The sequence below is a fragment of the Acidithiobacillus sulfurivorans genome (assembly GCF_018853815.1).
Taxonomy (GTDB): Bacteria; Pseudomonadota; Gammaproteobacteria; order Acidithiobacillales; family Acidithiobacillaceae; genus Acidithiobacillus; species Acidithiobacillus sulfurivorans.
In genome coordinates, this window is sequence record NZ_JAAOMP010000167.1 from 1 (window position 1) to 23450 (window position 23450).

Here is a 23450-nt window from a genome sequence, read left to right on the forward strand (position 1 = left end):
TCGTTTGTTTCTGGGTGGCATTGTGGTCGCTTTTTTTGCCAGTCTGGCGCTGTTTCTGGTCGAGTGGGTGCCCTTCACCATGCTGCCCCATGGTAATTCCAGTGCCTTTAACGTCGTCATCAACCTGCCGGCAGGTACCGCCATGCCGGTGACCGCCAATGTGACGGCCGAGGTGGTACAGAGTTTACAAGGGATGAAGGATGTCCAGGCGCTGCAAAGTTATGTGGGCACGCCGGAACCTTATGATTTCAATGGCATGGTGCGGCATTACTACCTGCGCAACCAGCCCTGGCAGGCCATGATTCATGTGCAGTTGCGCGGCAAAGCCGAACGCAGCGCCTCCAGCTCCGAACTCGCCGTCGTCGCGCGCCACCTGATTACGCCCATCGCGGCACAACACCAGGCCCATATTGTCGTTGTGCAAAGTCCGCCAGGGCCACCGGTTTTGGCGCCGGTTGTGGCCGAAGTTTATGGCCCTTCTGCCGCCATCCGCGCTGCGGTCACCCGGCAGGTGACGGCAGAATTTGCCCGGGCCAAAAACCTCACCGAGGTGGATAACACCCTGGAAGCGCCCCATGACTACTGGCATTTTCATCTGAATGCCATCAAGGCCGGCATGGCCGGTGTACGGCCCAGCGCCCTGAATGAAACTCTGGCGATGACCCTCGGTGGCTACAAACTGGGTAACTTTACCCCCTACGGTCAGAATCTTGCGGTACCCGCCGTGCTGCAGACTCCTCTGGCCCTGCGCAGTAATGTCTATAGTCTGGCCGCCCTTCCCGTACCCTCCGTCAGTTATGGCGCCGTCCCTCTTTATACGCTGGGCCATTTTGATCGGCAGACCGCTGAACAACCCATCTACCAGCAGGATCTCAAGCCCGTTGAGTACGTCACGGCAGGCAGCAAGGGACGTCTGGACGCCCCGCTGTACGGCATGCTGGAAGTCGAAGATGCCCTGTCCGGTTATCTGACCCCCGATGGACACCCGCTGGGCATCGACTGGATCAGCATTCCTAGCGGTAATCATGCCACGATCAAGTGGGGCGGTGCCTGGACCGTGACCTACAAGACCTTCCGGGATATGGGCATTGCCTTTGCCGTGGCTATTGTCCTCATCTACATGCTGGTGGTCTGGGAATTCGGGAATTTTGTCATCCCCGCCATCATCATGGTGCCTATTCCCCTGACCCTGATCGGGATTTTACCCGGTCACTGGCTGTTTGGTGCGAGCTTTACGGCCACCTCCATGATCGGTTTCATTGCTCTGGCCGGCATCATCGTACGCAATTCCATTTTGCTGGTGGATTACTCCCAGCAAAGAGTGGCCGAAGGCATGCCGGTCATGGATGCCCTGATTGAAGCCTGCGCGACCCGTACCCGTCCCATTGTGATTACGGCGCTGGCGCTCATGCTCGGTTCCGCAGAAATCATCACCTCCCCGATTTTCCGGGGGATGGGTATTTCCCTGCTCTTCGGGGTCATGATTTCGACCATCCTTACCCTGCTGGTCATTCCTTTGGGCTGTGTCAGCGGTCGTGCGGCTTTCTGCCCGGCGGGGATGGATCTGGGCGAGTTTAAAAACGAGAATCAGCCGCCTTTCCCGTTTGCGCCCGCGCATCTGCAGGTTTCTTTGTCTCCCCAAGACAGTCCGGCGCGTAGCGATATTCAAAGCGCAGCACCGGTTCAGGATAATCCAGCAAAAAACGTCGGGCCCCTGGCCATGACCCTGGACATGATCGGACAGGATATTCGCGCCTTTTTCCGGGCCATTACCAAAATCCTGCTGGCTTTGCTCGGACAACTCTGGGCCTGGCTGATGAAGCGCCCGGCCGCCCACAACAAGCCTGAAGCGCCGGGTCCGCAGTCGCCTTCAGAGCCCATGAGCCCCCCTCAGGGACCGGAGGGATCATCGCAAGGGCCAGTGAATCCCAATGCCTCAACTTCAGAAAGTGCCAGCGCATCGGCTGATAGTCCGGTCGGCAGGCAGAGCAACCCCGTCGCAACCACAACCGCTGAAACAACTGCACCACCTTCACCCCGCGCCAAAGCGCGTGGCATTCATTTACGGTCATCCGGTTCCAAACCGAAAAAGGAGGATTAATCCCATGACAAGCCACACAACCCTTTCACCCCGTAGCCACAAGCGCCTGTTCTGGCTGGGGGTGGCGGTCTGTACGGCACTGGGCATGCAAGCCCAGGCACTGGCGTCCGTGGACACGCCCTACTCCAGTCCATATTCGGGAATACCAGGTTCTGGCATGGCCAATAGCGCAACGTCTTCCGGCTGGTCGGAGACCCGTCCAGATCAAGCACTGCCAGTGCCAATGCCAGTAGACTCCACCTATGCCGAGTGGCATGGATATGCACCGCACCATACATCCAGCTATCCCTACGAGACCAACGGCTGGCCTGCACCCACTGAAAATGCAGACAGCGCCTGGAACAGCGCAGAACAACAAGCCCCCCAGAGCACGCCACCCGCTCCAGGCTGGAGCAACCATGAAGCTGCCATGCCTACAGCCACGTTCAACGAAGTAGCGGACTGGGTTCCCCCACCTCCGGGCCCCTACCCCAATGGGCCGCACGAAGGTGCCCTGGATACAACACCTCCAGCCTCTTCCCCGATGGCGATACCACCACAGGGATATGCCCCCCAGCAAGGATACGCACCCCAATATACCCCAGGACCAGCTTACGGCGGGCCGAATGCTGGTCCCATGGAGTCCATGCCCTACCGGGGCCCCAACATGCCCTGGCAAAACGCTCCCATGCCAGGCTATGGCGCACCGGCCTACGGAAGACCAACTCCCTATGGACCCAACCCTTATGCCCAGCCACCACAGTACGGCCCACAATATGGCGCGCCAGAGTATGAAACACCAGCCTACGGGCCATCACCCTATGGACCCCCTCCCGAAGCCCGGCCACCTCAGTTTTATGGCCCACAGTCTGGTTATGGTTATCCATAAACGGAAATATCGGGATATAGGTCTGCCTGAAAAAAGGAGAACGCAATGCAAAAAGCAAAATGGTTAAAGGTAGCCATTCTCTCTGCCGCAATGGGAACACTTTCCGTACCTGTTGCTGCTTATGCCTGGGGGCCCTGGGGAGGCGAAATGCCTTGGTCCGGCTGGCAAAACCGCATGCCCTGGAGCGGTTATTCCAATCCCTGGCAAGGGAATTCCGGACCGTGGTCTGGTTATGGAGGTCCTTGGCACGGTAATAGTGGTCCCTGGAGTATGGGGAGTTTCCGTATGACTTTTCCCCATTGGGGTCCCATGAATTTCAATGGCAGACCCTTTGGCGGCTACGGACGCCCCTGGTCCGGAGATGCGATGCCCTGGGGCGGTGGTGGTATGCCTTGGGGCGGTGAAGAAATGCCTTGGAGGGGTGGTGGTGGCATGCCTTGGGGTGGTGGTGGCGGCATGCCTTGGGGCGGTGGCATGCCCTGGAGTCCGATGTCCTCCATGAACCCCATGTCGCCCATGAGCCCCATGAGCCCCTGGAGTACCTGGTAACACCATAGTGGTTGTGGGTATCCATGATACACAAAACTTATGCGGGCTACGGATGCACCTCGATGTCCGCCTTATTCGAATATTGCCGTGAAATCAAAAATACAGGTGCCAAAAGAGGCCAGCCATGAAACGAATTTTGGGTAGAATCATTGGGTTTATTATTCTGGTGATCATTGTTCTGGTAGTCATTGCTGCCATACAGGATCCGCAACTCTGGCGTCATGATTGGCAGACGACCCGGCAATACACAGTGCAAAAATGGCAGGCAATGCAGCATTGGTGGGAAAAACAGGAAAGCAAACCCACTCCGGTAGCCCATCCTGCAACAGTGCCGATCACAGCCACCACACCAAAATTACAGCCGGGCGTGGCTGTGCAGCAAGCAACCCCGGTTACCCCGCACGTTAAAATCCTCTTTCCGAAAAACCTTACCGAGTCTCAGTATGCTCTGTTAATGGCTGCACGGCGGGCGTTTTGGGAACATGACGTGAAAGCCGCCATTGCCGATTATCAGGCGTTAATTGATCAACTGCCGGAAGTACCGCAACTGTATGGCGAATTAGGCAACATTTATTACCAGACTGGCCATCCTTTATCTGCTGGCAAGGCCTATTCCAGTGCTGCCCGAACGTTAATTGCAACGCATCAATATCCTTCTGCCGCAGCATTATTACCCCTGATCAGTTCTCTTGACCCGAATCAGGCCACCATCATCCGCCAGGCACTGGCACGTTAACCATAAGGAGTACTGAATTATGAGTGACATCCGAGAAGAACCGCAGTTACATTCAGAAGATGCCCAGACCAGCGGCAAAGAATCCATGCCGGAAACAGAAGCTAACTTGCATAGTGACACGGGTACCGATACAGATGCCTCAGCAGCGGCAGCGGCGTCAAGTTCCAGTTATAGCAGTTACTCTCCGCCCCCTCCCCCTCCTGCGCAAAAAGAGGGATTTTTGGGTCGCTTTTGGGGATACCCACTGATCATTTTGATCTTGCTGATCATCATTGTGATTCTGTTTATTTGGGCCATCACTGCCAATCAGCCCGATAATACCCAGGTAGCTGCCGCTAAACCCGCGCAAAAAGTCCTGCATGTCACCAGTGCCCCCAGCATTGCGGCCATCACCCAAAACAGCAAGCCGTTGACCGCCGATCAGACCAAGTTGCTCATGCAAGCACGCGGGGCTTTCTGGCATCACGACTATGCCGGTGCTATTGCGGATTATCATCATTTAATTCAGGAAGCGCCTGACTCCCCTGCTGCCTATGGCGAAATGGGTAATGTGTTGTACATGACAGGTCACTATCACCAGGCGGGCAACGCTTATGGCCAGGCGGCCATGCAACTGATTCATGCCGGACGTTATGCCGATGGTGCCGCGCTGATTCCTATTCTCGGACGTCTGGATCCTGCGGAAGCGCAAAAAGTGCAGGAGGCGCTGTCCCATTCACCCGAAGCCGAAACCGGGATGCCGCCGGCTTGATAATGAAGTTCACAAAATCAACTCGATGGACAGCAATGCTGCTGCCTGTCGGGTTTACAGTGTGCATGGCCGCTGCACAAGCCGGGGTTACATCCGATTTGTCACGGCCAAAATCCGGATGGGACCATTCGTACATTCAGCAACTGATGCAGGCACGCCAAGCCTACTGGCAAGGCAACCCATTACGCGCCATTCAGGAATATGCGCAATTAATTCATCTCGCCCCCCAACGGTATCTGGCAGATCTCTATGGAGAACAAGGCAATGTTTATTACCGGATAGACGCATTTTACGCGGCGGAAAATGATTACATTCATAGCTTTCGAAATCTGATCCGGGAAAAAAACTTGCGTGGAGCCCGCACACTTATTCCCATCGTCGCACAAATCAATCCATATGCAGCCTATCAGCTGACGATCCAATTAAATCATCAGGAGACAAACCATCATGGCGGAACAACCGACTACGGAAACACACTCGCAGTCTCAGCATCATATCGCTGGCCTTTCTGACCGCCAGCTCAGACTGATCGTCTACGCGGCCCTCGTCGCCTTTCTGGTCCTCGCCGCTTATGAGTTTTATCTGGCCGTGGAAATGTCTCATGACCTCCATGAAATGACCAAACAGTTCCAGAAAATGAGTCCCAACATTCAACGCAACATGAACAGCATGTCACAAAACATGGCAGAGATGACCCATTCGACCAACTACATGGCCCGGGCCACCGGACAGATGCAGGCTGAATTCTGGAGCCTGAACCGTAACATTACCCCCCCCTTTTCTTTTCTGAGTGGCATGTTGCCCTTCAATCACAATGATCCGGACTATGGGCCCAGAACGCCTCTACCCCCTCCACGCCAAGAAGCCTATGATGGAGTTCCACCGGGATATAATCCGCAATATCAAAGTGGCTATCCGTATCAGGGGAATGCTTATGGCAACCACTGAGCCTGATGGTGAGGTGCTAGCCAAGGAGAAAAAAATGGCGTCGCTGAGCACTGAACTGGAAACCCTCTGCGAGGTTTTGCCAGAATTACTGGATTCCATGGACGCCGGCATTCTGCTGACCGACATTCAGGGAAAAATTGAATTCTGCAACGCTGCCGCCAAAATCTTGTTGAACACGCACCAACTGGAGCACTTGCGCAGCATACCTGGGGGTAGCGTCCAGAAAGAATTGGTGCGAGCGGCCATTGCTGCCGGTCAGGAAGATGCGGTGAGTCGCCCGCAAACTGGCTGCGTCCGCTGGGATCACCTGCTTCCTGTTGCCGAAGGCGATCACAAGGTCCTGCAGATCAGAACCCGACTGGTAGAGCGCAAACAACATAAACGCCGCATTTTTTTCATCGAAGATGTCTCCGAATTGCGTCATGCCGAGCGGATTCTGGGCGGCACCCGCAGTGTGGGTTTTATTACGGATGACCCGCACATGCGCGATGCCCTCGAATTGATTGAGCAAGTCGCGGCCACCGATGCCAGCGTCATTTTTCAAGGCGAATCGGGGTCTGGCAAAGGCTTGATGGTCCGCCTGCTGCATCAACAAAGTAACCGCGCCAAAAAATCCCTGGTGGAAGTGAATTGTGCCGCTATACCCGATAATTTATTTGAAGCCGAGTTTTTCGGTTCAGTAAGAGGCGCATTTACGGGAGCAGTGACAGATCGCATTGGCCGTTTTGCGGCAGCCGATGGTGGCACGCTCTTCCTCGATGAAGTCAGCGAACTGCCCAAACATCATCAGGCCAAACTGCTGAAGGTGCTGGAAGACATGCGCTATGAACCGGTCGGCAGCACCAAAACCCATCAGGTCGATGTACGCGTGGTTGCTGCCAGTAATCGTCATCTCAAGGAACTGGTAGAAAGTGGAGATTTTCGCAGTGACTTGTTTTATCGGTTGAATGTGATCCCTATCCGCATTCCGGCACTGCGTGAACGGCCCTCGGACATCATGCTCCTGGCTGAACATTTTTTGAAAATCACTACGGGGGGTCACAAGAAAAAACTCGGCTCGGCGGCCAAACATCTGCTCCTGGATTACCCCTGGCCGGGAAATGTGCGTGAACTCCGCAACGTGATGGAATATGTGGCCATCTGCAGTGCCGGACCGGAAATCAATGACAGTGATTTCCCCAAAGACTTCCTGGACAGAATGCACTTGGGGTCATCGGTTACTTCCAGCCGATCAGAAAACGATCCGGAAGCCATTTATGATCGGGAAAACCTTTTGCAGCTACTGGATAAACATGGAGGCAATCGTGCCGCCGCCGCTCGCGAGCTGGGGATTGATCGCGTGACCCTGTGGCGGCATTTGTCCCGCCTGGGTATTTCTGGAAAAGACAGTAACAACCATTTGGGACACTAATAAATTCAGGGCTTCTGCATAACCCAGAAGCCCCAGCGTCGCTACCTTGCGGACTAGATTTTGGACATCGCTGAAAAGCTTTTGACAAAGGGTCCTGCCATCCGTGGATCTTTGAGCATACTCGCGTAATCCCCTACCTTGAATTTGATTTTTCCGGTGGTAAACGCCATGCCCAGTCCCGTCATACCCGGAGACTTCTCTATCCACTTCAACCATTGCGGATGCTGGGCGCGAATATCCCAGTTTAAAGGCTGATCAGTATATACGCCCGATGCCGTTGCCTTGCCGTTTTGTACCACCAGAAAAGCACGCGGCTTGTCTTCTTCCGGATAACCATAAGCAATGACCGAATTAAAGCCAATCTGGGCAAGAGCGTCAGAAAGCTCGGGATCCTTGTTCCATTCCTCAACAAAACGAGCCATCCAGGCGGGTGAAAATAAATCTGCCACGGGTAATACCTCCTCATACTGGTGAACAAAAATTTGCGGACGCATGCCCGCACCAAAAAGCGGTTCTCAGGATGACGCATCCCTCGTCAAAAATTGTGACTTCAGGTCTTGGCAGTTTTGACCATTCCAGTGGCGATATTTTTCGAGAACATCCGCCAAAGGTGTACGCAGATCAGTCTCCATGCCGCCCCCGCTTATTGATCGCGGCACTGTGTCCCCATTCCCCCAGATCACTCACTTGTACCCCGACCCACCAGAAAGGCGCCACACTATCCTGACCATGTCCACCGACCAGATGCTGACCCGGTGCCAAATGCACATGGGCAACCAGATTTTCCGCTTCCGCACGCGTTCGAAAAACTGACCAGGCAACCACCCGATCCATGGGAGTCATACCAGATTTTCCAGATCGGGATGCATGCACCTTTGAAGGCAAGTCCCGTGCTTCATCAAGAAAATGACTATCCATCATGAACCTCTCCCTCAAAATAATGAATCAGACACTGAACGCAATTCAGCATAAATCATGCCAATTTTTAATTGTTTGATTTCAATCGAATCAATCTGATGACAATCTTTATCCATGCAACGCTTTTTATTATATATAAAACAAAAACAATAAGATAAATCATGCATCAGATGTTGCATCACCAGCCTCTGCTGCAATAAAAACCCCCAAAAAGGTCAGATTATCATTACATGAATCTCTGATATTCAGTTCTGTGTTGCATTCATACACCTCCGTTGTTTCATTAAAAATAGAATAATAACAATATGATATGAAACATAATCACCAAAAACCGTTGCGCTATAAATTTCTATAAATTAAAAATCGTTTAAAAATCAAACAACTTATTTTTGGTATATAACTTGCTGGTGAACTGAAATTTCATTTGGTGCATTTTTCATCCTTTTTACCTTGCTGCCCATCTTTAGCGGATGTTGATCCGTCGTTCGTCAGCTGTTCGTTTTCGCTTTGAATAAGGAGTATTGACCATGGCACATGTAGTGATTTTAGGCGCAGGAACCGGCGGCATGCCCGCCGCCTATGAAATGCGGGATCTGCTCGGTCCCAAACATGAGGTGACGCTGATCAGCGAAAACCCTTATTTCCAGTTCGTTCCCTCCAATCCCTGGGTCGGTGTGGGCTGGCGGCAGCGGGAGCAAATCGTGTTTGATATTGAGCCGCATACCAGTCGCAAGCGCATCAATTTTATTGCCCAGCGCGCCGACCGCATTGATCCGGAACGCAACTCCATTGATCTCGCCAATGGTTCCAGTGTCCATTACGACTATCTGATCATCACCACGGGACCCGCTCTGGCTTTTGATGCCGTTCCCGGATCCGGTCCCCATGCCGGACATCAGAAGTCGACCCATTCCATTTGTACCGTCGATCACGCTGAAAAAGCCTTTGCGGCTTACATGAACCTGCTGGATTCCAACAATCCCGATCCGATTATCATCGGCGCCATGCCCGGTGCCAGCTGCTTTGGACCCGCCTATGAATACGCCATGATTGTGCTCAGCGATCTCGAAAAGCGTGGCGCGCGCAGCAAAATCAAGGAATTCCACTTCATCACTTCCGAGCCTTATGTCGGCCATCTGGGTCTGGGTGGCGTCGGGGACTCTCAGGAAATTCTGACCCGGGGCCTTGGGGAAATGGGGGTTCAGGTACACACCAACATGAACACCACCAAAGTGGACGATGGCAAAATGTTCTGCGAGCATCTGAATGAAAAAGGTGAAAAAATCGGGGTCGGCACCCACGACTTCGGTTTTTCCATGATGCTGCCTTCTTTCAAAGGCGTAGATGCGGTAGCCAAGGTGCCGGAACTGTGTAATCCCAAGGGCTTTGTCATCGTCGACGAACATCAACGCAGCCCCAAATATCCCAACATCTACTCGGCGGGCGTTTGTATTGCCATTCCTCCAGTAGAACAGACTCCGGTACCCACCGGTGCCCCCAAAACCGGCTACATGATCGAATCCATGGTCACTGCCCTCGTCCATAACATTCAGGCAGAAATCCAGGGAAAGGCACCCACTGCCGAAATGGGCACCTGGAACGCCATCTGCCTGGCCGACATGGGCACGAGCGGCGCCGCCTTTGTGGCCTTACCCCAATTCAAGCCCCGGCGTGTTGACTGGTTCGGAGAAGGGCCCTGGGTACATTGGTCCAAGATTGCCTTTGAAAAATACTTCCTCGCCAAAATGAAAGCCGGGGTTTCTGAGCCTTTTTATGAAAAGCTGGTCTTCCAGATGCTCGGTATTTCCCGCCTGAAAAGTGACGAGCCCGCCCATCTCCGCAAAGTGGGCTGAGGGCATGCCCCTGGCGCGCAGATTGTCTGCAGATCTTCGCCAGGGGCCGTTATCTTTTCAAAGGAGGACAAATGTGATGAGTGCTGCCGAAATGAGTCAAGCCGTCAATAACCCGACGGAAACGCCGGATTGGTCGCAGGTGCTGGACCTCAGTCATGCCATCGAGGATCAGTTACGTTTACTGTACGCCATGCTGGACGAGGTAACTGCCGATACCGATGTCCGCAGTGCTGCCCTGCATATCGCCTGTGAAGCAGGCCACCTCTGGTCGGCCACCCAAAAACTGGCTCAGGTCACCGGCGTGCATTCTGCCGCCGACCTGGAGGCGCGGGTCGAATCCGGCGTCCGCATGCTGGAACCCCTGCTGGTCGCCATGAGTACGCTGATGGAAACCCTGCCGGAAGTGCTCGGCGATCTGGCCAAATCCGGCACCATGCAGCAACTGGGCATGGCCACCGTAGAATGGACCGATATCCTGAAACGGATAACCGGCCTTATCCAGGGTGCCTCACCTTCCCTGTCGGCACGCGTTTCGGGACTGGTAGACGATGGTTGCCCGCTGTGGGGGAGGCAACATGGCATCAGGTGCGCGGGCACTGGTCTGCTCCATCCGTGATGGCCTGGACGATGCGGAGCAAAAAGGCGGATCAAGCAGTGGCGGGATTTTTGCCCTAATACGCCTCGTGCTGTCCGGAAAAACGATCTATGTGCTCCGCAATGTCATCTCCATCGCTTACCGGGTCCTCAAAACCATGAATGCATCCGGTAAAAAAAAGACGGCCGGGTGATGACTCGCAATACCGGCATACTGGAAATGTTCAAACGGGCACATCGCACGGGTGGCACCATGGTCGAGATTTTCAAATCGCTGTCCTTGTTCATCATTGGTGCCAGCATCATCTGGTCGGCTACGCATTTTTATGTGCACCTGATTCATCGTGGCTATGCGACCTTGCAGGATTTGCTGCTGCTTTTTGTGTATCTGGAAATCGGGGCCATGACCGGCATTTATTTCAAAACCGGAAAACTGCCCGTGCGCTTTCTGATTTATGTCGCCGTGACGGCCATCGCCCGCTATCTGGTGGTGGATGTCGATCATCTCAAAGCGATGTCCGTATTGACCATGAGTATCGCCGTCATTGTACTGATGGCGGCCCTTTGGGTGGGTGACCATATTCATTCCAGCGAGGATTAGGTCTGCCGGTTTTCATTTTAATTTAAAAAGTTACATCACGGAGGTGAAATATGACTACAGCAACTTCTTCAGTACAGATTATCAAAAAAAGTGGCGGTTTTTATTCCTGGCCACTGCTGGCCATTCGCGGAGCAGCCGCATTGGTGTATGCGCTGGTGGCCCTGGCCGATTTCAAGGCAACCATTCCATTACTGGTCTGGTTTTTTGCCATTTACGTCCTGTTTGATGGTGCTTATGCCCTCCGAGTGGCCATCGGCCAGCAAATTGATAAGGAACTCGTGCTGATTATTGGCTCTGGCGCTTATCTGGCCCTGGCGGTAGCCCTCCAGTTTCTGTTCGCACTGGCCCCGCAAGCCGGTTCGTCCATATACAATTGGATCATCATCGGTTTCTCGGCTGCCTTTGGATTAGGCATGCTGATCATGAGTTGGGCCATGCGCAAAAACCAGTTCGGATAAATCGCCCATGCAATTTTAGTGTTGTTTGTCACCTCTAGATTCGGGAGATCAATCTGTTTCCCTTTTTTATCTGAATCACCACGTTGCAAGAACTGTTGTATCAACCGTTGCATTCTTTCATGCTGCAACATTTATAATATTTATTATATATCAGTAGATTGGCTCAATTTTCTGTTGCTACAAGATAAATTTCTTAAACCCATAATCCTTAATAAAACAAGAGATTAACTTCTGGCACGTTGTTTGCTGATAAAGCTTGCTGAAATTGCCGATGGCGTGGCTGGTTCTGTAAACCAACAGAATCGAGGGTTTTTATAACGAACATGGAGGCAAATGTGATGAAATCATTGAAAAAAACACCAATGAACCGGAAACTGCGGTCTTTGGCTTTGATAGCGGGTGTCGGTATGGCGGGCTTCATGATCGCAACCCCGGCGTATGCCTGGGGTCCTATGCCCTGGAGCGGTGGTGGCATGCCTTGGTCCGGTTATAGCGGCCCCATGAATGGCAACAGCGGACCCTTTAGCGGCTATGGTGGCCCCATGCAGGGATCAGAAGGCCCTTGGGATATGGGTGGCATGAATTTCAATGGGCCGCATGGTGGCCCCATGAACATGAATAGTGGCAACTACGGCGGTTATGGGCAGCCTTATCAGGGCGAATATCAGGGCGGTGGTAGTAATGGTTATCCGCAGTCCTATGGACAACAATCCTACAACGGACCCAGTCAAGGTTATGGCCGTTATCCGGCACCACAAAACTACGCTTATCCCAATCAGGGGCAATATCCACAACAATATCGCCAACCCTATCCGCAGCAGATGCGTCCCAGCATGCCGCCCCCGCCCATGGGACCTTATCAGTCTCCTTATGGTTATTCGCCCTACGGATATGGCCGCTAACCCGAGGACCTCATGCATTTGGTAGTGGCCTCCATGAAGGGTGGATCCGGTAAAAGCACGGTGAGTTTCAATCTCGCCGTGTGGTTGGCGTATCGGACTCCCGTGCAACTTTACGACCTCGATCCCCAAGGGACCTTACGCGATGTCTGCAGCGATCGCACAGAACAGCACATCCTGCCCGCTTTTTCTGTAGCTACAGAGATGGATGAAGCTCTGCCCCAGGCTGAATACGTACTGATTGACTGTAGTTATTCCGAATTGACCGCCTTTCGGGAGGCCTTGAGCGGCGCCGATGCCATCCTCATGCCCGTCGGCCCCAGTCAGGCCGATATCTGGTCTGCGCAACGTTTTCTGGAGGATTGCAGCCAATGGGCAGCCCCTCCGGTCTGGGCATTTATCAATCGTGCAGATACCCACCACGCAGTACGTGAAAGCGATGAAGCCGAGGCCATTCTGGCAGAACTACCACAAGTCAAATCATTGGGATTACGACTCGGACAACGCACTGCCTTTCGCCGCTCACTGAGTGAAGCCCGCGCCGTTTTTGAATTGGATGCCAGCAGCAAAGCCAGCCAGGAACTGGAAAAACTGGCCATTACTTTGTATCCAGAATGGTGTACAGCCTAGACCAAACCCATTTATCATTGAGGCGGACAACTTATGCGTACTTTCTCCCCAAAACCCTTCCACAAACATTTTCTCTTCAAAACAGCGATAGTTTTTTCAGCACTTTTTGCGAGCGCCAGCCTGCAATTAGTCTCCGGGAATATGCATCTCGAAACGGCTCCTTTCAGCATTATTGCCAGCGCAGCAGCCGCAGAAACTGCCCCCGCTCAATCGGCGCATCTGACTGCCACAGCCCACAAAAATATCAAGGCTCCGCCCGCATTATCCATGCCCATACCGGCTTCGACAAAAAGCCTGAGCAAAGCCGAAGTCAAACTGCTCTTGCAGGCAAGAGCAGCCTACTGGCAGCGCAATGCACCGAAAGCCATTGCCGACTACCAAAAACTGCTCCACGAAGCGCCTGATCATCCGGGTATTTATGGTGAATTGGGCAATGTGTATTACATGACCGGCAAATACCCGGAAGCGGCCATTGCCTACGGAAGTGCAGCCCGAACCATGATTCGGATGCAGCGTTTTGCAGAAGCCTATAGTCTTTTGCCGCTGATAGGCTCCCTGAATCCTCAGGAAGCTACCGCCATTGACCATAGCCTGCAGGCTCACAGCGCTGCAGCAGCCAAAAAAGCCAGAGCAGCCGTCTCACAAAAATCAGAGCAGTCCGCAGTGCCCGATTGAAAAACATCGCGCCAGCAACATATCATCCAGTCTGATCTCAACAAGCTGAGGATGTTGCTGTGCAAGAACTCACCCTGATTCGTCCCGACGACTGGCATCTGCATCTGCGTGACGGGGCCAATATGGCCTCGGTGCTTCCTGACAGTGCCCGACGTTTCGGTCGGGCCATCGTCATGCCCAACCTGAAGCCGCCCGTAACTACTGTGGAACTTGCCGCTGCTTATCGTGACCGGATTGTTGCGGCACTGGAACCGAGCTCAGCATTTCAACCCCTCATGACCCTTTATCTCACCGATAACACCACAGTAAGTGAAATCGAAAAAGCCAAAAGCAGCGGCTTTGTACAGGCAGTGAAATACTATCCGGCGGGAGCAACCACCCACTCGGAAAACGGTGTCACCGACCTCAAACGCGTATACAACGTGCTGGAAGCCATGGAAAAAATGGATCTACCCCTGCTCCTGCATGGAGAAGTGACCGATCCGGATATTGATATTTTTGATCGGGAAGCCGTATTTATAGAACGTCATCTGCTGCCCCTGACTCGCAATTTTCCGGGTCTGCGCATGGTCCTCGAACATATCACCACCCGCACCGCCACCCAATTTGTTGCCGATGCCGGAAAGCAGATAGCGGCCACCATCACCGCTCATCACCTACTCCTCAACCGCAACGCCCTGTTTGTCGGTGGGGTTCGTCCTCACCATTACTGTCTGCCAATTCTCAAACGGGAAACCCACCGCCAGGCACTGATTCAAGCCGCTACCAGTGGTAATCCCAAATATTTTCTCGGTACGGACAGCGCCCCCCATCCCCGTCAAGACAAGGAGTCGGCCTGCGGCTGTGCCGGAATTTACACCGCCCATGCAGCCATTGAACTTTATGCAGAAATTTTTGAAGCGGCAGATGCTCTGCATCGGCTGGAGGCCTTTGCCAGTTTTCATGGACCGGATTTCTACCAGCTCCCTCGTAATCAGGGGCACATTACTCTGGAAAAACGGAGTTGGACGGTTTCCGAAAGCTATCCCTGCGGTGTGGATACATTGATTCCTCTCCGGGCCGGAGAGGGAATATCGTGGAACTTGAGGGAATAACTAACGAAATAGTAGGTATTCATCTCGTCCTGTATTATTTACCAAAACTAGCTTTTGTTAGACAACGGATAGTCGGTATATCCTTTTGGTCCAGAAGAATAAAAAGTTGACTGGTCTGGAGCATTCAAAGAATAGCCTGCACTAATCCGATTTGGCAAATCTGGATTTGCCAGGAAAGCCGTCCCAAACGCAATGGCATCAACAATACCAGAGGCTAAAGCCTCTTTGGCTTCTTCAGGCGAGTAACCCATGTTGGCAATCAGGGCTCCACGGTAATGTTTCCGCGCCGGAGACAAAATATCGCCTGATTGATGACCGTAAAAGTCTCCGCGCATTAAATGTAGATAAGCCAACTCAAAATCATTCAAGCGATCAGCAAGCCAGGTCAGCAAGGCCACAGGATTAGTATCACGCATATCGTTGAAGCTATTGAGGGGAGATAAACGCACACCAACCCGGTCGGCACCAATGGCATTAGAAACAGCCGTCAATGTTTCGAATAGCAGTCGCGCACGGTTTTCCATACTACCACCATATATTCCAGAGCGCATATTGCTTCCGTCGCGCAGAAATTCATCCAGTAAATATCCGTTTGCGGCGTGTACTTCCACCATATCAAACCCGGCAGAACGGGCATTTAGAGCAGCCTGGGCAAACCCTTGGACAATAGAGGGTATTTCATCATCATTTAAGGCTCTCGGTTCAGTATATTTTTGCTTTCCATTTGGGGTATGTACCTCTTCACCTTTAATGGCCATGGCGCTGGGAGCCACAGGAACAGCACCATCATTCAAATCGGGATGACACGCTCTACCCCCATGCCAAAGCTGCAGGGCAATTTTACCGCCAGCCGAATGCACGGCGTTGGTGACTAAGCGCCAACCATCAATCTGTGCGGCTGAATAAATACCCGGTTCATGCCAAAAGGCAGAATTACCAGGCAAAATCATGGTTGCTTCAGCGATGATCAACCCCGCACTGGCTCTTTGTGCGTAGTATTCTGCCATAAGCGGCGTTGGTACGTGCTCGCCCTCTGCGCGGCAGCGCGTCAAGGGTGCCATAAAAATGCGATTAGCGGTGTGGATGCTGCCCAGTTGCAACGGTGAGAACAAGTCGGCCATGGTTTCTCCTAGTCAGGGTTTGCTCAAAGTCATTAGATACAATAATGATACCGACCAGTCTGTCCGTTTACAAGCATCCATATTTTTGCCAGACACACCATGCTCACATAACTTCAGCAGTTGTTGATGTTTACAGAAACTGATTACGGCCTTCAGCCAGTAACTCCTGAACAGCAATCGCTGGCTAAACAAGTTGTGGATCAATTGGCTACCAATCCTCTGTTCAAAAATGATGCTTCGGGGAAATATTTCGATAAAAACAACAAATGCGAGGCCCAAAATTGCTGCAAAGCTTCCCTGCAATCTGCCGCGTTTATTCTAATAACTTGATCATCTGGTTTGTGAAGGTTGATCTTGTTATGATGCAGGCACTGCTGATCAGACTGTCGCCGCTGTGAACAGCGTACGATGAAAAGATCAGCCTGTACCTTGCCCAGGTGGCGAAATCGGTAGACGCAAGGGACTTAAAATCCCTCGGTTTATACCGTGCCGGTTCGAGTCCGGCCCTGGGCACCATTCTGTAACATTAAGGATACCCCTCATGCCGATTGACCCCACAAACCCTTCCAGGGCGACGCCCTTGAGTAACGTGATTGATGTGCGCGGGATGACCTATACCGAAGCACAACCCGTTGTTTATGCAGCCAGCATTCGTCTATCCGTCGGGCAAAAAATACAGGTGCTCGCAGATTCAGATCCTGCCGCTATGATGCGTGCCGTAGCTTTTCAACTGCGGGATGCCATCTCCTGGCACATGGAAAGCGATGGCAAATTATGGCAGATCGAAGTTCAACCCCGAGCCGGGGCAGAAGCCAAAGATGTGGTTGATTTGTTAACTTGGGACCATTATCGCCTGGATCATCAGTTTGCTCAGGTTCTTGCTGCAGCCAACGAAAACAGGATTGCTGAGGCTGAGAGTATTTTCAAGGATTACTGGATTGGTCTCCGCCGTCACGTTCATCTGGAAAACAATCTGCTGGGTCCGGTTCTTGGCGGTGGCGAAGAACAAGGTCCCTTGGCAGATATGCTTTTTGAACATGACAGTATTATTGTTCAATCGCGTCTGGTCGAAGAAACCTTTGACGAAAAAGACTATGGCATGTTGCCAGCCATATGCGCCATGCTTTCCGGCTCACTCGCGAAGCACGAAAACCGTGAAGAAACTACTTTGTTTCCCATTTGGCAGACTGCGGATAATAGTGATCGTGGCCGTGCCACTGAACATCTTGCCAGAGCAAAAGAACTCCTATCAGGTTCAGAAGATAGCCAGGTACTGAAGGTTTTTTCCTGAACAATCTGAATAACTAGCGGTATGCTCCCATCCGGCGCTGGGCTCGCACCATATACCAGCGCCCCAGAAGAATGAGCATCAACACTCCGGCGGTAATCAAGAAAGCTGCGGCAAATGCCAACATATGTGATTCTGCAAAGGGCTCGTTGATGAATGTCCAGATGACATAAGTCAAATAGCCGATTGGCTCCTTGGTTAGATTTCCGGTCCACATATAGTTGGACCAGCCAGCGGTATACAAAAGTGGTGCCGTTTCGCCCATGGATAAGGCCACCGCGTAAAAAAGACCGGTCATAATCGCCGGTGCCGCACCAGGTAGTAATATCTTGAAAACAATCCTCCCCTCCCCTGCCCCTAATCCATATCCGGCTTCGCGAACAGATAAAGGGATGTTGCTCAGCGCCAATTCCGTGGAACGGGCAATATAGGGAAGGAGCATGACGGTCAGGGTGATGATTCCTGCAGCCACTGAAAATTGCCAGCCCAAATAGATAACCATCGTAATATAACCGACGTAACCCAGCACTATGGATGGTACACCAACCAGAACATCGGAGAGAAACCGCAGCAGCTTGCCAGCATTCCCATGACCATGTTCGCTCAAATAAATGCCTGCAGATATTCCGATAGGCGCAGCCAACAGCAAGCTGCCAAGAGAGATGATAATGGAACCTTCAATGGCGTTTTTCAGACCACCACCAATACCATTGGTAATGTCTGTCAACAATTTAATATTGAGCGCTGGCCAGGCATGTATGAGCACATCAACAATGATGGAAAGAAACATGGCCGCCAAAAAAACAAAGGACCCTATGACCATGACGGTAGCAAAAACAGTCATAAGCCTGCGCCATAAGGATACTTTGAATTTCTTGGGCGTGCTCATTTTCGGTAATACCTGCTCTTCCAACACATTAATAGCCATTAGCGTACCTTTGCCATCCACAACATCATTCTCGCAGCTATATTAACAACGACCGTAATCAGCAATAACACCAGAGCTATTTCAGATAATGCCTCAACAGCCATATTGGTTGGGTCTTGCAGCGCACTATCCAGCTGCGAGGCAATAAATGCCGCCATCGTCGAAATGGGAGCATAAATGTTATTGGGCAAGTAGTTCAAGGCATTACCGCTGACCATCAATACCGCCATGGTTTCACCCAAAGCGCGTCCTAATGCCAAAATCCCTACGCCGATCAACACGGTTCTTAGCTTGGGCAAAACAATATGCCAAAAAACTTCAAGGCGATTCAAGCCAAGACTCAAACCAGCTTCTTTTAAGGCAGGTTCCGTCATCAGTATAGATTCACGCAGCGTCGCAGAAATCAGGGGAATGATCATGACTGCCAGGACAAAAGCAGAGGTCAATAGCCCATAACCACTGCCCGCTTCGCCATTCAGGAAAGGAATAAAAGAAAAAGTCGTTGCCATAAAAGGAAAAATGGTATGCCCAAACAGCGGCACCAGCAAAGCATATCCCCACAATCCATACACTACACTGGGAATGGCTGCGAGCAGATCGACAAATAAGGATAAGGGCCCTGCCCAGGTTTTACGAATACCTTCACTGAGAAAATAGGCTGCACCAATGGCGATAGGCATGGCAATAAGCATCGCCAGCACCGAACTGGCAACCGTCCCAACGACCAGAAACCAGATGCCATACTTGGCACCAGGCATGATTTGATGTCCATTTACAGTAACTGGATTCCCATAAAGATTGCCAAGGTTCCAATCATTTGTCCATAAAAAATGAAATTGATTATACTGAATAGCGGGCCATGAATACACGACCAAAAAAATTATCAGAAGGAGTAATGAAATTGGCAAAAAACTTGCGGTAGTCACTAATGCCGTTCTGAATACAGGAATTTTCATTACAATGATTCCACTTCCCAAAGTAAGTTAAAGTTACATAAACAGTAATAAATGAATATTAAAAAAATACTGGTGCCGGGTTATTAACCCGGCACCGTTCAGATCTTAGTGAATTTCTGCGATCTGTTTACGTGACAGCTCAGCTGCGCTGTCGGGTAGCGGTACGAAGTTTACTGCAGTGATAAAGTGTGGCGCATTACCACCCTTAGTATCAATGGCCCAGTTCAGGAATTTCTTCATGGCTGCAGCCACTTCTGGCTTGGCCTGGGTCTTACTGACGATAGCATATTCATAGTTGATGATGGGGTAGGACTTGGCACCAGGAGCAAATACCAGACTGATCCGTTCATCAGCAGGGGTCTTGCTGACCATTTCACCAGCTGCGGCCTTGGCATTTTCTACTGTAGGCAATACAAAATTGCCTGCACGGTTTTCCAGCATGGCCAGACCCAATTTGGCTTCTTCAACCGGTTTCTTCCAGCTGATGCCGATGTATGCTACACCATAAGGGGTCGTCTTCAGAGCCTGTACCATACCCGGATTGCCTAGAGCACCAATACCACCCGGAACTGCGGGCCAACTCACCGTCGTGCTGTAGCCAACGCTTTTGCTCCATTCTGGAGTGGTGTCAGACAGGTAGGTGGTAAAAATAAAAGTGTCGCCGGAACCGTCAGTACGGTGAATAGGGACAATCTTGTGGTTGGGCAGTTTCACGCCAGGATTCAACTTGGCAATAGCCGCATCGTCCCAATTGCTGATTTTCCCGGAATAAATACCGGCAAGCACAGGACCAGAAAGCTTCAGATGCTTGTTGTTCAGGCCGGGCAGATTGTAATTGATCATCTGAATGGAGATGGCCAGAGGAATGTTGAGGATGTTCTGATGCATTTTGATCTGGGCATCACTCATGTATGCGTCGGAGGCACCAATCTGGGCGACGCCGGAAATGGCTTCAGCAATACCCGTACCACTTCCCGTACCCTGGGTGGTAATTTGCACGCCGGGATTCATTTTTGTGTACACAGGTACCCACAAATTGAAAAGCGGATACAACAAGGTGGAACCGGTTTCCAACAAGGAAATCGTGGCGGCACTGGCAGGCATGGCATACATGCCGGCAAGGCCCAATGCAGAAACCATGACGGCACCCTTTACACTGCGAGAAAGCTCTTTCTTCAAACGATACAGCATAAGACCTCCAAAGATGGCGAATACGTTGATTTACGGCTTATTTCCATACACACACCGTACGTCATCAATGCCTGGTGGGCAGTCCTGACGCGACGTAAGTAGCAATCTAGCACAGTTATATGACAGTTTGATGACAAACCTTCTGGTGCAAATAGAGCCCGACCAGAAGGACGGGCTCTTCAAGACAATAAAGGTTGTGTTACCGTCGCTTACCAGGTCAGAATCCGGCCCGCAGCGGCCAATGAAGGCAGCGCAGCACTGGGATTCATCATGGGAATGGGTTTGGCCAGATCATCTTTGGTCATGCCATTCAATTCCAGAGACTGCAGGCAACCAATAATTTGAACTTCATTATCTTCGGCCAGCTTCATAAAGTCGGCGACACTCTTGCCACCTTCCATCGGAAATATACTTTCGGCCTTACCTTTGGCAAGCAACTCCGTGGCCGGTCCGGTGAAATACATGACGACTTTTTGCTCGGCGGCGGCGGCAGTGGCAGCCAGGAAAAAAGCGGAAGGAAGACGCTTGGGATTTTCAGCGCCAGTAATAAGAATGATAACAAGATCCGCAGCTTCGGACATCTAACACCTCCTGATTGAACGTGTGAAGTGACTTAATGATTATACACCAATTTGCGGTGCCAACTAAAACGCTTGTGCTTATGCTTTATTCTCAGTCGTAACGGCGCGCATCATTTCCGGCCGGGCGTACCACTGAAGTTCACCTTCCAGTTGATCAACAGCTTTCAGATGAATACCAATCACGCTGGCTTTTTTGACGGGCACACTGACGCGGGTTAGCCGCGTAGTCCAAATTCCAAGATGGGGTTGATGACCTACCACAATCAGCGTTTCAGGCTGTTTGCTCAGGCTCTGCCAATCCCTACTGAGGGTGTTCAGATCGCCAGCTGGAATGGATTCGTGATAGCGTTCTACTTCAACATCAAAGGCTTGGGAAATATAAGCGGCTGTCTCGCGGGTACGGAGCAAGGGGCTACTCCACAAGAGAACCGAACCTTGAATACAATGGCGTAAGCCCTGGGCGACAGCAGCGGCTGTTTCATGTCCATAGCGGGTGAGTTTCCGCTCAAAATCAGAGCCGGAAACTGCTTCGTCTTCTGCCTCAGCGTGGCGTACGAGTAAAAGGTTCACGTTTTTGCACTTCCTGTCCAAACCAGGTGACAGTGATTGCACGAGGTAACACTCGGGCGAGAATCGTGATCACGGCAATGCCAATCAGAGCAGTCATCCATTCGTCCACCCGGGTTTTGCTGTCGGGGCCCGAACCAATAAAAATCTCCAGCCCCGATAAAACAGCCCCCAGAAAAATAGTCACCGGACGCCAGCCATATGGACCAAGTACCGGATAAAAGCGCGCTAAGGCCCCCAGTGTTACGGTGGCCCAAAGTGCATACTCCCCGGCACGAATCCATAAACCTTGGGGACTGACAGGCAGTATCGCCCCACTCCATAAAATGCCGAGATAAATCAGGAGGGCGATAATGGCCCAGCGCCACCATCCAGCCAGACTGCCTTTCATCTAATGCTTGCCTCTTTGTGGATCATAGGGATTTTCGCCCTGGCGAAATAACAGACGTAAGGGAATGGAATCCAGGTGCAAGGCTTTCCGGAAGGCACTTTCCAGATAGCGTTTGTAACTACCCGGCAAGCGCGTTAATTGATTCCCGTGAAATACCAGAGTAACCGGATTTTCACCACCCTGATGGCAATAACGTAACTTGATTCGGCGTCCACCGACCATGGGTGGCTGATGGGTTTCAATAATCTCGCCCAAAGCCCGATTCAGCTCTCCCGTTGAAAAATGTTTGCGGGAATCCTGCCAGAGGCGGTCAATACTTTTGTACAAATCGCCAACACCGGTACCATGCAGGGCGGAAATAGTGTAGACCGGCGCATACTGAATAAAACTCAGGCGGCGATCGAGCTCCTGCTTGACCGCCTTACGCTCGTGAGGGCTCATCCCGTCCCATTTATTGATCACGACGACAATCGGACGTCCCAACTCTACAGCGACCCCCACCAGATGAGAATCCTGCTCGGCGATACCGACCCTAGCATCGAGCACCAGCAACACGACGTCGGCTTCCCGTAAAGCGCCCAATGTTTTCAAAACACTGAGCTTTTCCAGACCCTCGCCCACTCTGGCACGCCGCCGCATGCCGGCAGTATCAATCATGACATAGGGCTTGCCATCCCGTTCATAGGGAATACGGATACTGTCCCGGGTAGTCCCCGGCTCATCAAATACCAACACTCTTTTTTCGCCAAGCATGGCGTTTACCAGAGTCGATTTACCCACATTAGGACGACCGAGCATGGCTATACGGGGGCCTTTTCCGACATCCTGCTGCGCAGCTTCCTCACTGGGCAGATCCGAAAAAACGGCTTCCAGCAGGGCTTCAACACCATGTCCATGGGCGGCAGAAATGGTATAGGGCATTCCCAGACCCAAGCGATGGAATTCCGGGAGTTCGCTGACGGCTCCTTTAGCATCCATCTTGTTCACAACCAGATAAATCGGTTTGCCACCACGGCGCAATTCCATGGCAATTTCTTCATCCTGAGTAGATAAACCTTCTTTGGCATCTACCAGAAAACAGATGGCGTCGGCTTCCTGAATAGCCAGCCTGGTCTGAATGGCCATGGCTGCAACCAGACCCTCGCGTTCTTCCGGTTCAAAGCCGCCCGTATCAATGACCAGATACTGACGCCCTTCAAACTGAGCGGTTCCATAGTGACGATCACGCGTCAGCCCAGGGAAATCGGCAACCAGAGCCTCACGCGTACGGGTGAGGCGATTAAAAAAAGTGGATTTACCGACATTGGGTCGCCCCACCAGGGCAATAACTGCAGTCATGAT

At 51.9% G+C, this 23450-nt stretch carries 29 protein-coding genes and 1 tRNA gene; 20 read left to right on the forward strand and 10 right to left on the reverse strand.

Translation table 11 applies throughout. The features are described 5' to 3' along the window. The 8 genes from HAP95_RS15525 to HAP95_RS15560 all read left to right on the forward strand — a co-directional run. Positions 1 to 2101: efflux RND transporter permease subunit (locus tag HAP95_RS15525; protein WP_215885041.1), on the forward strand; the 2101-nt coding region annotated here is incomplete at its 5' end. 4 nt (positions 2102 to 2105) lie between these two features. After that, entirely contained in the window at positions 2106 to 2969 is an 864-nt protein-coding gene (locus HAP95_RS15530) for a hypothetical protein (protein ID WP_215885042.1), read from the forward strand. A gap of 45 nt (positions 2970 to 3014) precedes the next feature. Continuing rightward, positions 3015 to 3518 (forward strand): hypothetical protein, encoded by a 504-nt coding sequence (locus HAP95_RS15535; RefSeq protein ID WP_215885043.1) that lies wholly within the window; start codon positions 3015 to 3017, stop codon positions 3516 to 3518. 124 nt (positions 3519 to 3642) lie between these two features. After that, complete coding sequence (locus HAP95_RS15540) at positions 3643 to 4254, forward strand: hypothetical protein (protein ID WP_215885044.1); 612 nt, start codon at positions 3643 to 3645, stop codon at positions 4252 to 4254. 19 nt (positions 4255 to 4273) lie between these two features. Continuing rightward, positions 4274 to 5005 (forward strand): tetratricopeptide repeat protein, encoded by a 732-nt coding sequence (locus tag HAP95_RS15545; RefSeq protein ID WP_215885045.1) that lies wholly within the window; start codon positions 4274 to 4276, stop codon positions 5003 to 5005. A gap of 35 nt (positions 5006 to 5040) precedes the next feature. Next, complete coding sequence (locus tag HAP95_RS15550; RefSeq protein WP_215885046.1) at positions 5041 to 5517, forward strand: hypothetical protein; 477 nt, start codon at positions 5041 to 5043, stop codon at positions 5515 to 5517. Beyond that, positions 5453 to 5953 (forward strand): hypothetical protein, encoded by a 501-nt coding sequence (locus tag HAP95_RS15555; protein WP_215885047.1) that lies wholly within the window; start codon positions 5453 to 5455, stop codon positions 5951 to 5953. Before HAP95_RS15550 ends, HAP95_RS15555 begins: the two co-directional genes overlap by 65 nt. After that, the gene (locus HAP95_RS15560) at positions 5940 to 7364 is read left to right on the forward strand and encodes a sigma-54 interaction domain-containing protein (protein ID WP_215885048.1); all 1425 of its coding nucleotides are present in this window, start codon (positions 5940 to 5942) and stop codon (positions 7362 to 7364) included. Before HAP95_RS15555 ends, HAP95_RS15560 begins: the two co-directional genes overlap by 14 nt. Positions 7365 to 7417: 53 nt before the next feature. Here HAP95_RS15560 and HAP95_RS15565 read toward each other — a convergent pair whose 3' ends face one another. Both HAP95_RS15565 and HAP95_RS15570 read right to left on the reverse strand, forming a co-directional pair. After that, positions 7418 to 7813 carry an SCP-2 sterol transfer family protein gene (locus tag HAP95_RS15565; protein WP_215885049.1) on the reverse strand — a complete coding sequence of 132 codons (396 nt, stop codon included), beginning with the start codon at positions 7811 to 7813 and terminating at the stop codon, positions 7418 to 7420. A 172-nt stretch (positions 7814 to 7985) separates the two neighbouring features. Further along, positions 7986 to 8285 (reverse strand): hypothetical protein, encoded by a 300-nt coding sequence (locus HAP95_RS15570; RefSeq protein WP_215885050.1) that lies wholly within the window; start codon positions 8283 to 8285, stop codon positions 7986 to 7988. A 524-nt stretch (positions 8286 to 8809) separates the two neighbouring features. On the opposite strand from HAP95_RS15570, the gene HAP95_RS15575 reads away from it, so the two are divergent. From HAP95_RS15575 to pyrC, 9 genes are all read left to right on the forward strand, one after another. After that, positions 8810 to 10135: an NAD(P)/FAD-dependent oxidoreductase gene (locus HAP95_RS15575; RefSeq protein ID WP_215885051.1), complete on the forward strand. Its 1326-nt coding sequence runs from the start codon at positions 8810 to 8812 to the stop codon at positions 10133 to 10135. Between the two features lie 76 nt (positions 10136 to 10211). Next, positions 10212 to 10751, forward strand: coding sequence for a hypothetical protein (locus HAP95_RS15580; RefSeq protein ID WP_215885052.1), 540 nt, complete (start codon positions 10212 to 10214; stop codon positions 10749 to 10751). Beyond that, positions 10711 to 10923 (forward strand): hypothetical protein, encoded by a 213-nt coding sequence (locus HAP95_RS15585; RefSeq protein ID WP_215885053.1) that lies wholly within the window; start codon positions 10711 to 10713, stop codon positions 10921 to 10923. The genes HAP95_RS15580 and HAP95_RS15585 overlap by 41 nt, the downstream gene beginning before the upstream one ends. Continuing rightward, the gene (locus HAP95_RS15590) at positions 10923 to 11330 is read left to right on the forward strand and encodes a phosphate-starvation-inducible protein PsiE (protein ID WP_215885054.1); all 408 of its coding nucleotides are present in this window, start codon (positions 10923 to 10925) and stop codon (positions 11328 to 11330) included. The genes HAP95_RS15585 and HAP95_RS15590 overlap by 1 nt, the downstream gene beginning before the upstream one ends. 50 nt (positions 11331 to 11380) lie before the next feature. Further along, positions 11381 to 11788 carry a hypothetical protein gene (locus tag HAP95_RS15595; RefSeq protein ID WP_215885055.1) on the forward strand — a complete coding sequence of 136 codons (408 nt, stop codon included), beginning with the start codon at positions 11381 to 11383 and terminating at the stop codon, positions 11786 to 11788. Between the two features lie 338 nt (positions 11789 to 12126). Beyond that, entirely contained in the window at positions 12127 to 12690 is a 564-nt protein-coding gene (locus tag HAP95_RS15600; protein ID WP_215885056.1) for a hypothetical protein, read from the forward strand. Positions 12691 to 12702: 12 nt separating this feature from the next. Next, positions 12703 to 13317 (forward strand): nucleotide-binding protein, encoded by a 615-nt coding sequence (locus HAP95_RS15605; RefSeq protein ID WP_215885057.1) that lies wholly within the window; start codon positions 12703 to 12705, stop codon positions 13315 to 13317. A 33-nt stretch (positions 13318 to 13350) separates the two neighbouring features. Then, positions 13351 to 13992, forward strand: a complete 642-nt coding sequence (locus HAP95_RS15610; protein ID WP_215885058.1) for a tetratricopeptide repeat protein — start codon at positions 13351 to 13353, stop codon at positions 13990 to 13992. 59 nt (positions 13993 to 14051) lie between these two features. After that, positions 14052 to 15086, forward strand: a complete 1035-nt coding sequence (pyrC, locus tag HAP95_RS15615; protein ID WP_215885059.1) for a dihydroorotase — start codon at positions 14052 to 14054, stop codon at positions 15084 to 15086. Between the two features lie 47 nt (positions 15087 to 15133). Here the strand turns inward: pyrC and HAP95_RS15620 are convergent, their stop codons facing one another. Continuing rightward, positions 15134 to 16207, reverse strand: a complete 1074-nt coding sequence (locus tag HAP95_RS15620) for an alkene reductase (protein ID WP_215885060.1) — start codon at positions 16205 to 16207, stop codon at positions 15134 to 15136. A 126-nt stretch (positions 16208 to 16333) separates the two neighbouring features. Between HAP95_RS15620 and HAP95_RS15625 the strand changes: the two genes are divergently transcribed. The 3 genes from HAP95_RS15625 to HAP95_RS15635 all read left to right on the forward strand — a co-directional run bounded on the left by HAP95_RS15625 (position 16334) and on the right by HAP95_RS15635 (position 17498). After that, positions 16334 to 16537, forward strand: coding sequence for a hypothetical protein (locus HAP95_RS15625; RefSeq protein WP_215885061.1), 204 nt, complete (start codon positions 16334 to 16336; stop codon positions 16535 to 16537). 101 nt (positions 16538 to 16638) lie between these two features. Then, positions 16639 to 16723: transfer RNA gene (locus tag HAP95_RS15630), tRNA-Leu, on the forward strand. 25 nt (positions 16724 to 16748) lie between these two features. After that, the gene (locus HAP95_RS15635; RefSeq protein WP_215885062.1) at positions 16749 to 17498 is read left to right on the forward strand and encodes a hemerythrin domain-containing protein; all 750 of its coding nucleotides are present in this window, start codon (positions 16749 to 16751) and stop codon (positions 17496 to 17498) included. Positions 17499 to 17511: 13 nt separating this feature from the next. Here the strand turns inward: HAP95_RS15635 and pstA are convergent, their stop codons facing one another. From pstA to der, 7 genes are all read right to left on the reverse strand, one after another. After that, positions 17512 to 18339: a phosphate ABC transporter permease PstA gene (gene pstA / locus HAP95_RS15640; protein ID WP_226832848.1), complete on the reverse strand. Its 828-nt coding sequence runs from the start codon at positions 18337 to 18339 to the stop codon at positions 17512 to 17514. Positions 18340 to 18422: 83 nt separating this feature from the next. After that, on the reverse strand, positions 18423 to 19379 hold the full coding sequence (pstC, locus tag HAP95_RS15645) for a phosphate ABC transporter permease subunit PstC (protein ID WP_215885064.1): 957 nt from the start codon (positions 19377 to 19379) through the stop codon (positions 18423 to 18425). Between the two features lie 105 nt (positions 19380 to 19484). Beyond that, positions 19485 to 20570: a phosphate ABC transporter substrate-binding protein PstS gene (gene pstS, locus HAP95_RS15650; protein ID WP_215885065.1), complete on the reverse strand. Its 1086-nt coding sequence runs from the start codon at positions 20568 to 20570 to the stop codon at positions 19485 to 19487. A 209-nt stretch (positions 20571 to 20779) separates the two neighbouring features. After that, on the reverse strand, positions 20780 to 21151 hold the full coding sequence (locus HAP95_RS15655) for a DsrE family protein (RefSeq protein WP_010640087.1): 372 nt from the start codon (positions 21149 to 21151) through the stop codon (positions 20780 to 20782). Positions 21152 to 21229: 78 nt separating this feature from the next. Beyond that, positions 21230 to 21721 carry a phosphohistidine phosphatase SixA gene (sixA, locus tag HAP95_RS15660; RefSeq protein WP_215885066.1) on the reverse strand — a complete coding sequence of 164 codons (492 nt, stop codon included), beginning with the start codon at positions 21719 to 21721 and terminating at the stop codon, positions 21230 to 21232. Further along, entirely contained in the window at positions 21693 to 22109 is a 417-nt protein-coding gene (locus HAP95_RS15665) for a hypothetical protein (RefSeq protein WP_215885067.1), read from the reverse strand. The genes sixA and HAP95_RS15665 overlap by 29 nt, the downstream gene beginning before the upstream one ends. Next, entirely contained in the window at positions 22110 to 23447 is a 1338-nt protein-coding gene (gene der, locus HAP95_RS15670; RefSeq protein WP_215885068.1) for a ribosome biogenesis GTPase Der, read from the reverse strand. It abuts the gene before it with no gap. Between the last annotated feature and the right edge of the window lie 3 nt (positions 23448 to 23450).

Excerpts from the sequence above, each read along its gene's own strand:
- HAP95_RS15590 (WP_215885054.1), top strand. The coding sequence starts at position 10,923 with ATGACTCGCAATACCGGCATACTGGAAATGTTCAAACGGGCACATCGC.
- HAP95_RS15550 (WP_215885046.1), top strand. The coding sequence starts at position 5,041 with ATGCTGCTGCCTGTCGGGTTTACAGTGTGCATGGCCGCTGCACAAGCC.
- HAP95_RS15625 (WP_215885061.1), top strand. The coding sequence starts at position 16,334 with ATGTTTACAGAAACTGATTACGGCCTTCAGCCAGTAACTCCTGAACAG.
- HAP95_RS15635 (WP_215885062.1), top strand. The coding sequence starts at position 16,749 with ATGCCGATTGACCCCACAAACCCTTCCAGGGCGACGCCCTTGAGTAAC.
- HAP95_RS15600 (WP_215885056.1), top strand. The coding sequence starts at position 12,127 with ATGAAATCATTGAAAAAAACACCAATGAACCGGAAACTGCGGTCTTTG.
- pstS (WP_215885065.1), bottom strand. The coding sequence starts at position 20,570 with ATGCTGTATCGTTTGAAGAAAGAGCTTTCTCGCAGTGTAAAGGGTGCC.
- HAP95_RS15585 (WP_215885053.1), top strand. The coding sequence starts at position 10,711 with ATGGCATCAGGTGCGCGGGCACTGGTCTGCTCCATCCGTGATGGCCTG.
- HAP95_RS15570 (WP_215885050.1), bottom strand. The coding sequence starts at position 8,285 with ATGATGGATAGTCATTTTCTTGATGAAGCACGGGACTTGCCTTCAAAG.
- HAP95_RS15610 (WP_215885058.1), top strand. The coding sequence starts at position 13,351 with ATGCGTACTTTCTCCCCAAAACCCTTCCACAAACATTTTCTCTTCAAA.
- HAP95_RS15595 (WP_215885055.1), top strand. The coding sequence starts at position 11,381 with ATGACTACAGCAACTTCTTCAGTACAGATTATCAAAAAAAGTGGCGGT.
- HAP95_RS15580 (WP_215885052.1), top strand. The coding sequence starts at position 10,212 with ATGAGTGCTGCCGAAATGAGTCAAGCCGTCAATAACCCGACGGAAACG.
- pstA (WP_226832848.1), bottom strand. The coding sequence starts at position 18,339 with ATGACTGTTTTTGCTACCGTCATGGTCATAGGGTCCTTTGTTTTTTTG.
- HAP95_RS15605 (WP_215885057.1), top strand. The coding sequence starts at position 12,703 with ATGCATTTGGTAGTGGCCTCCATGAAGGGTGGATCCGGTAAAAGCACG.
- HAP95_RS15535 (WP_215885043.1), top strand. The coding sequence starts at position 3,015 with ATGCAAAAAGCAAAATGGTTAAAGGTAGCCATTCTCTCTGCCGCAATG.
- HAP95_RS15665 (WP_215885067.1), bottom strand. The coding sequence starts at position 22,109 with ATGAAAGGCAGTCTGGCTGGATGGTGGCGCTGGGCCATTATCGCCCTC.
- HAP95_RS15530 (WP_215885042.1), top strand. The coding sequence starts at position 2,106 with ATGACAAGCCACACAACCCTTTCACCCCGTAGCCACAAGCGCCTGTTC.
- der (WP_215885068.1), bottom strand. The coding sequence starts at position 23,447 with ATGACTGCAGTTATTGCCCTGGTGGGGCGACCCAATGTCGGTAAATCC.
- HAP95_RS15555 (WP_215885047.1), top strand. The coding sequence starts at position 5,453 with ATGGCGGAACAACCGACTACGGAAACACACTCGCAGTCTCAGCATCAT.
- HAP95_RS15575 (WP_215885051.1), top strand. The coding sequence starts at position 8,810 with ATGGCACATGTAGTGATTTTAGGCGCAGGAACCGGCGGCATGCCCGCC.
- HAP95_RS15540 (WP_215885044.1), top strand. The coding sequence starts at position 3,643 with ATGAAACGAATTTTGGGTAGAATCATTGGGTTTATTATTCTGGTGATC.
- HAP95_RS15620 (WP_215885060.1), bottom strand. The coding sequence starts at position 16,207 with ATGGCCGACTTGTTCTCACCGTTGCAACTGGGCAGCATCCACACCGCT.
- HAP95_RS15545 (WP_215885045.1), top strand. The coding sequence starts at position 4,274 with ATGAGTGACATCCGAGAAGAACCGCAGTTACATTCAGAAGATGCCCAG.
- HAP95_RS15560 (WP_215885048.1), top strand. The coding sequence starts at position 5,940 with ATGGCAACCACTGAGCCTGATGGTGAGGTGCTAGCCAAGGAGAAAAAA.
- pstC (WP_215885064.1), bottom strand. The coding sequence starts at position 19,379 with ATGAAAATTCCTGTATTCAGAACGGCATTAGTGACTACCGCAAGTTTT.
- HAP95_RS15655 (WP_010640087.1), bottom strand. The coding sequence starts at position 21,151 with ATGTCCGAAGCTGCGGATCTTGTTATCATTCTTATTACTGGCGCTGAA.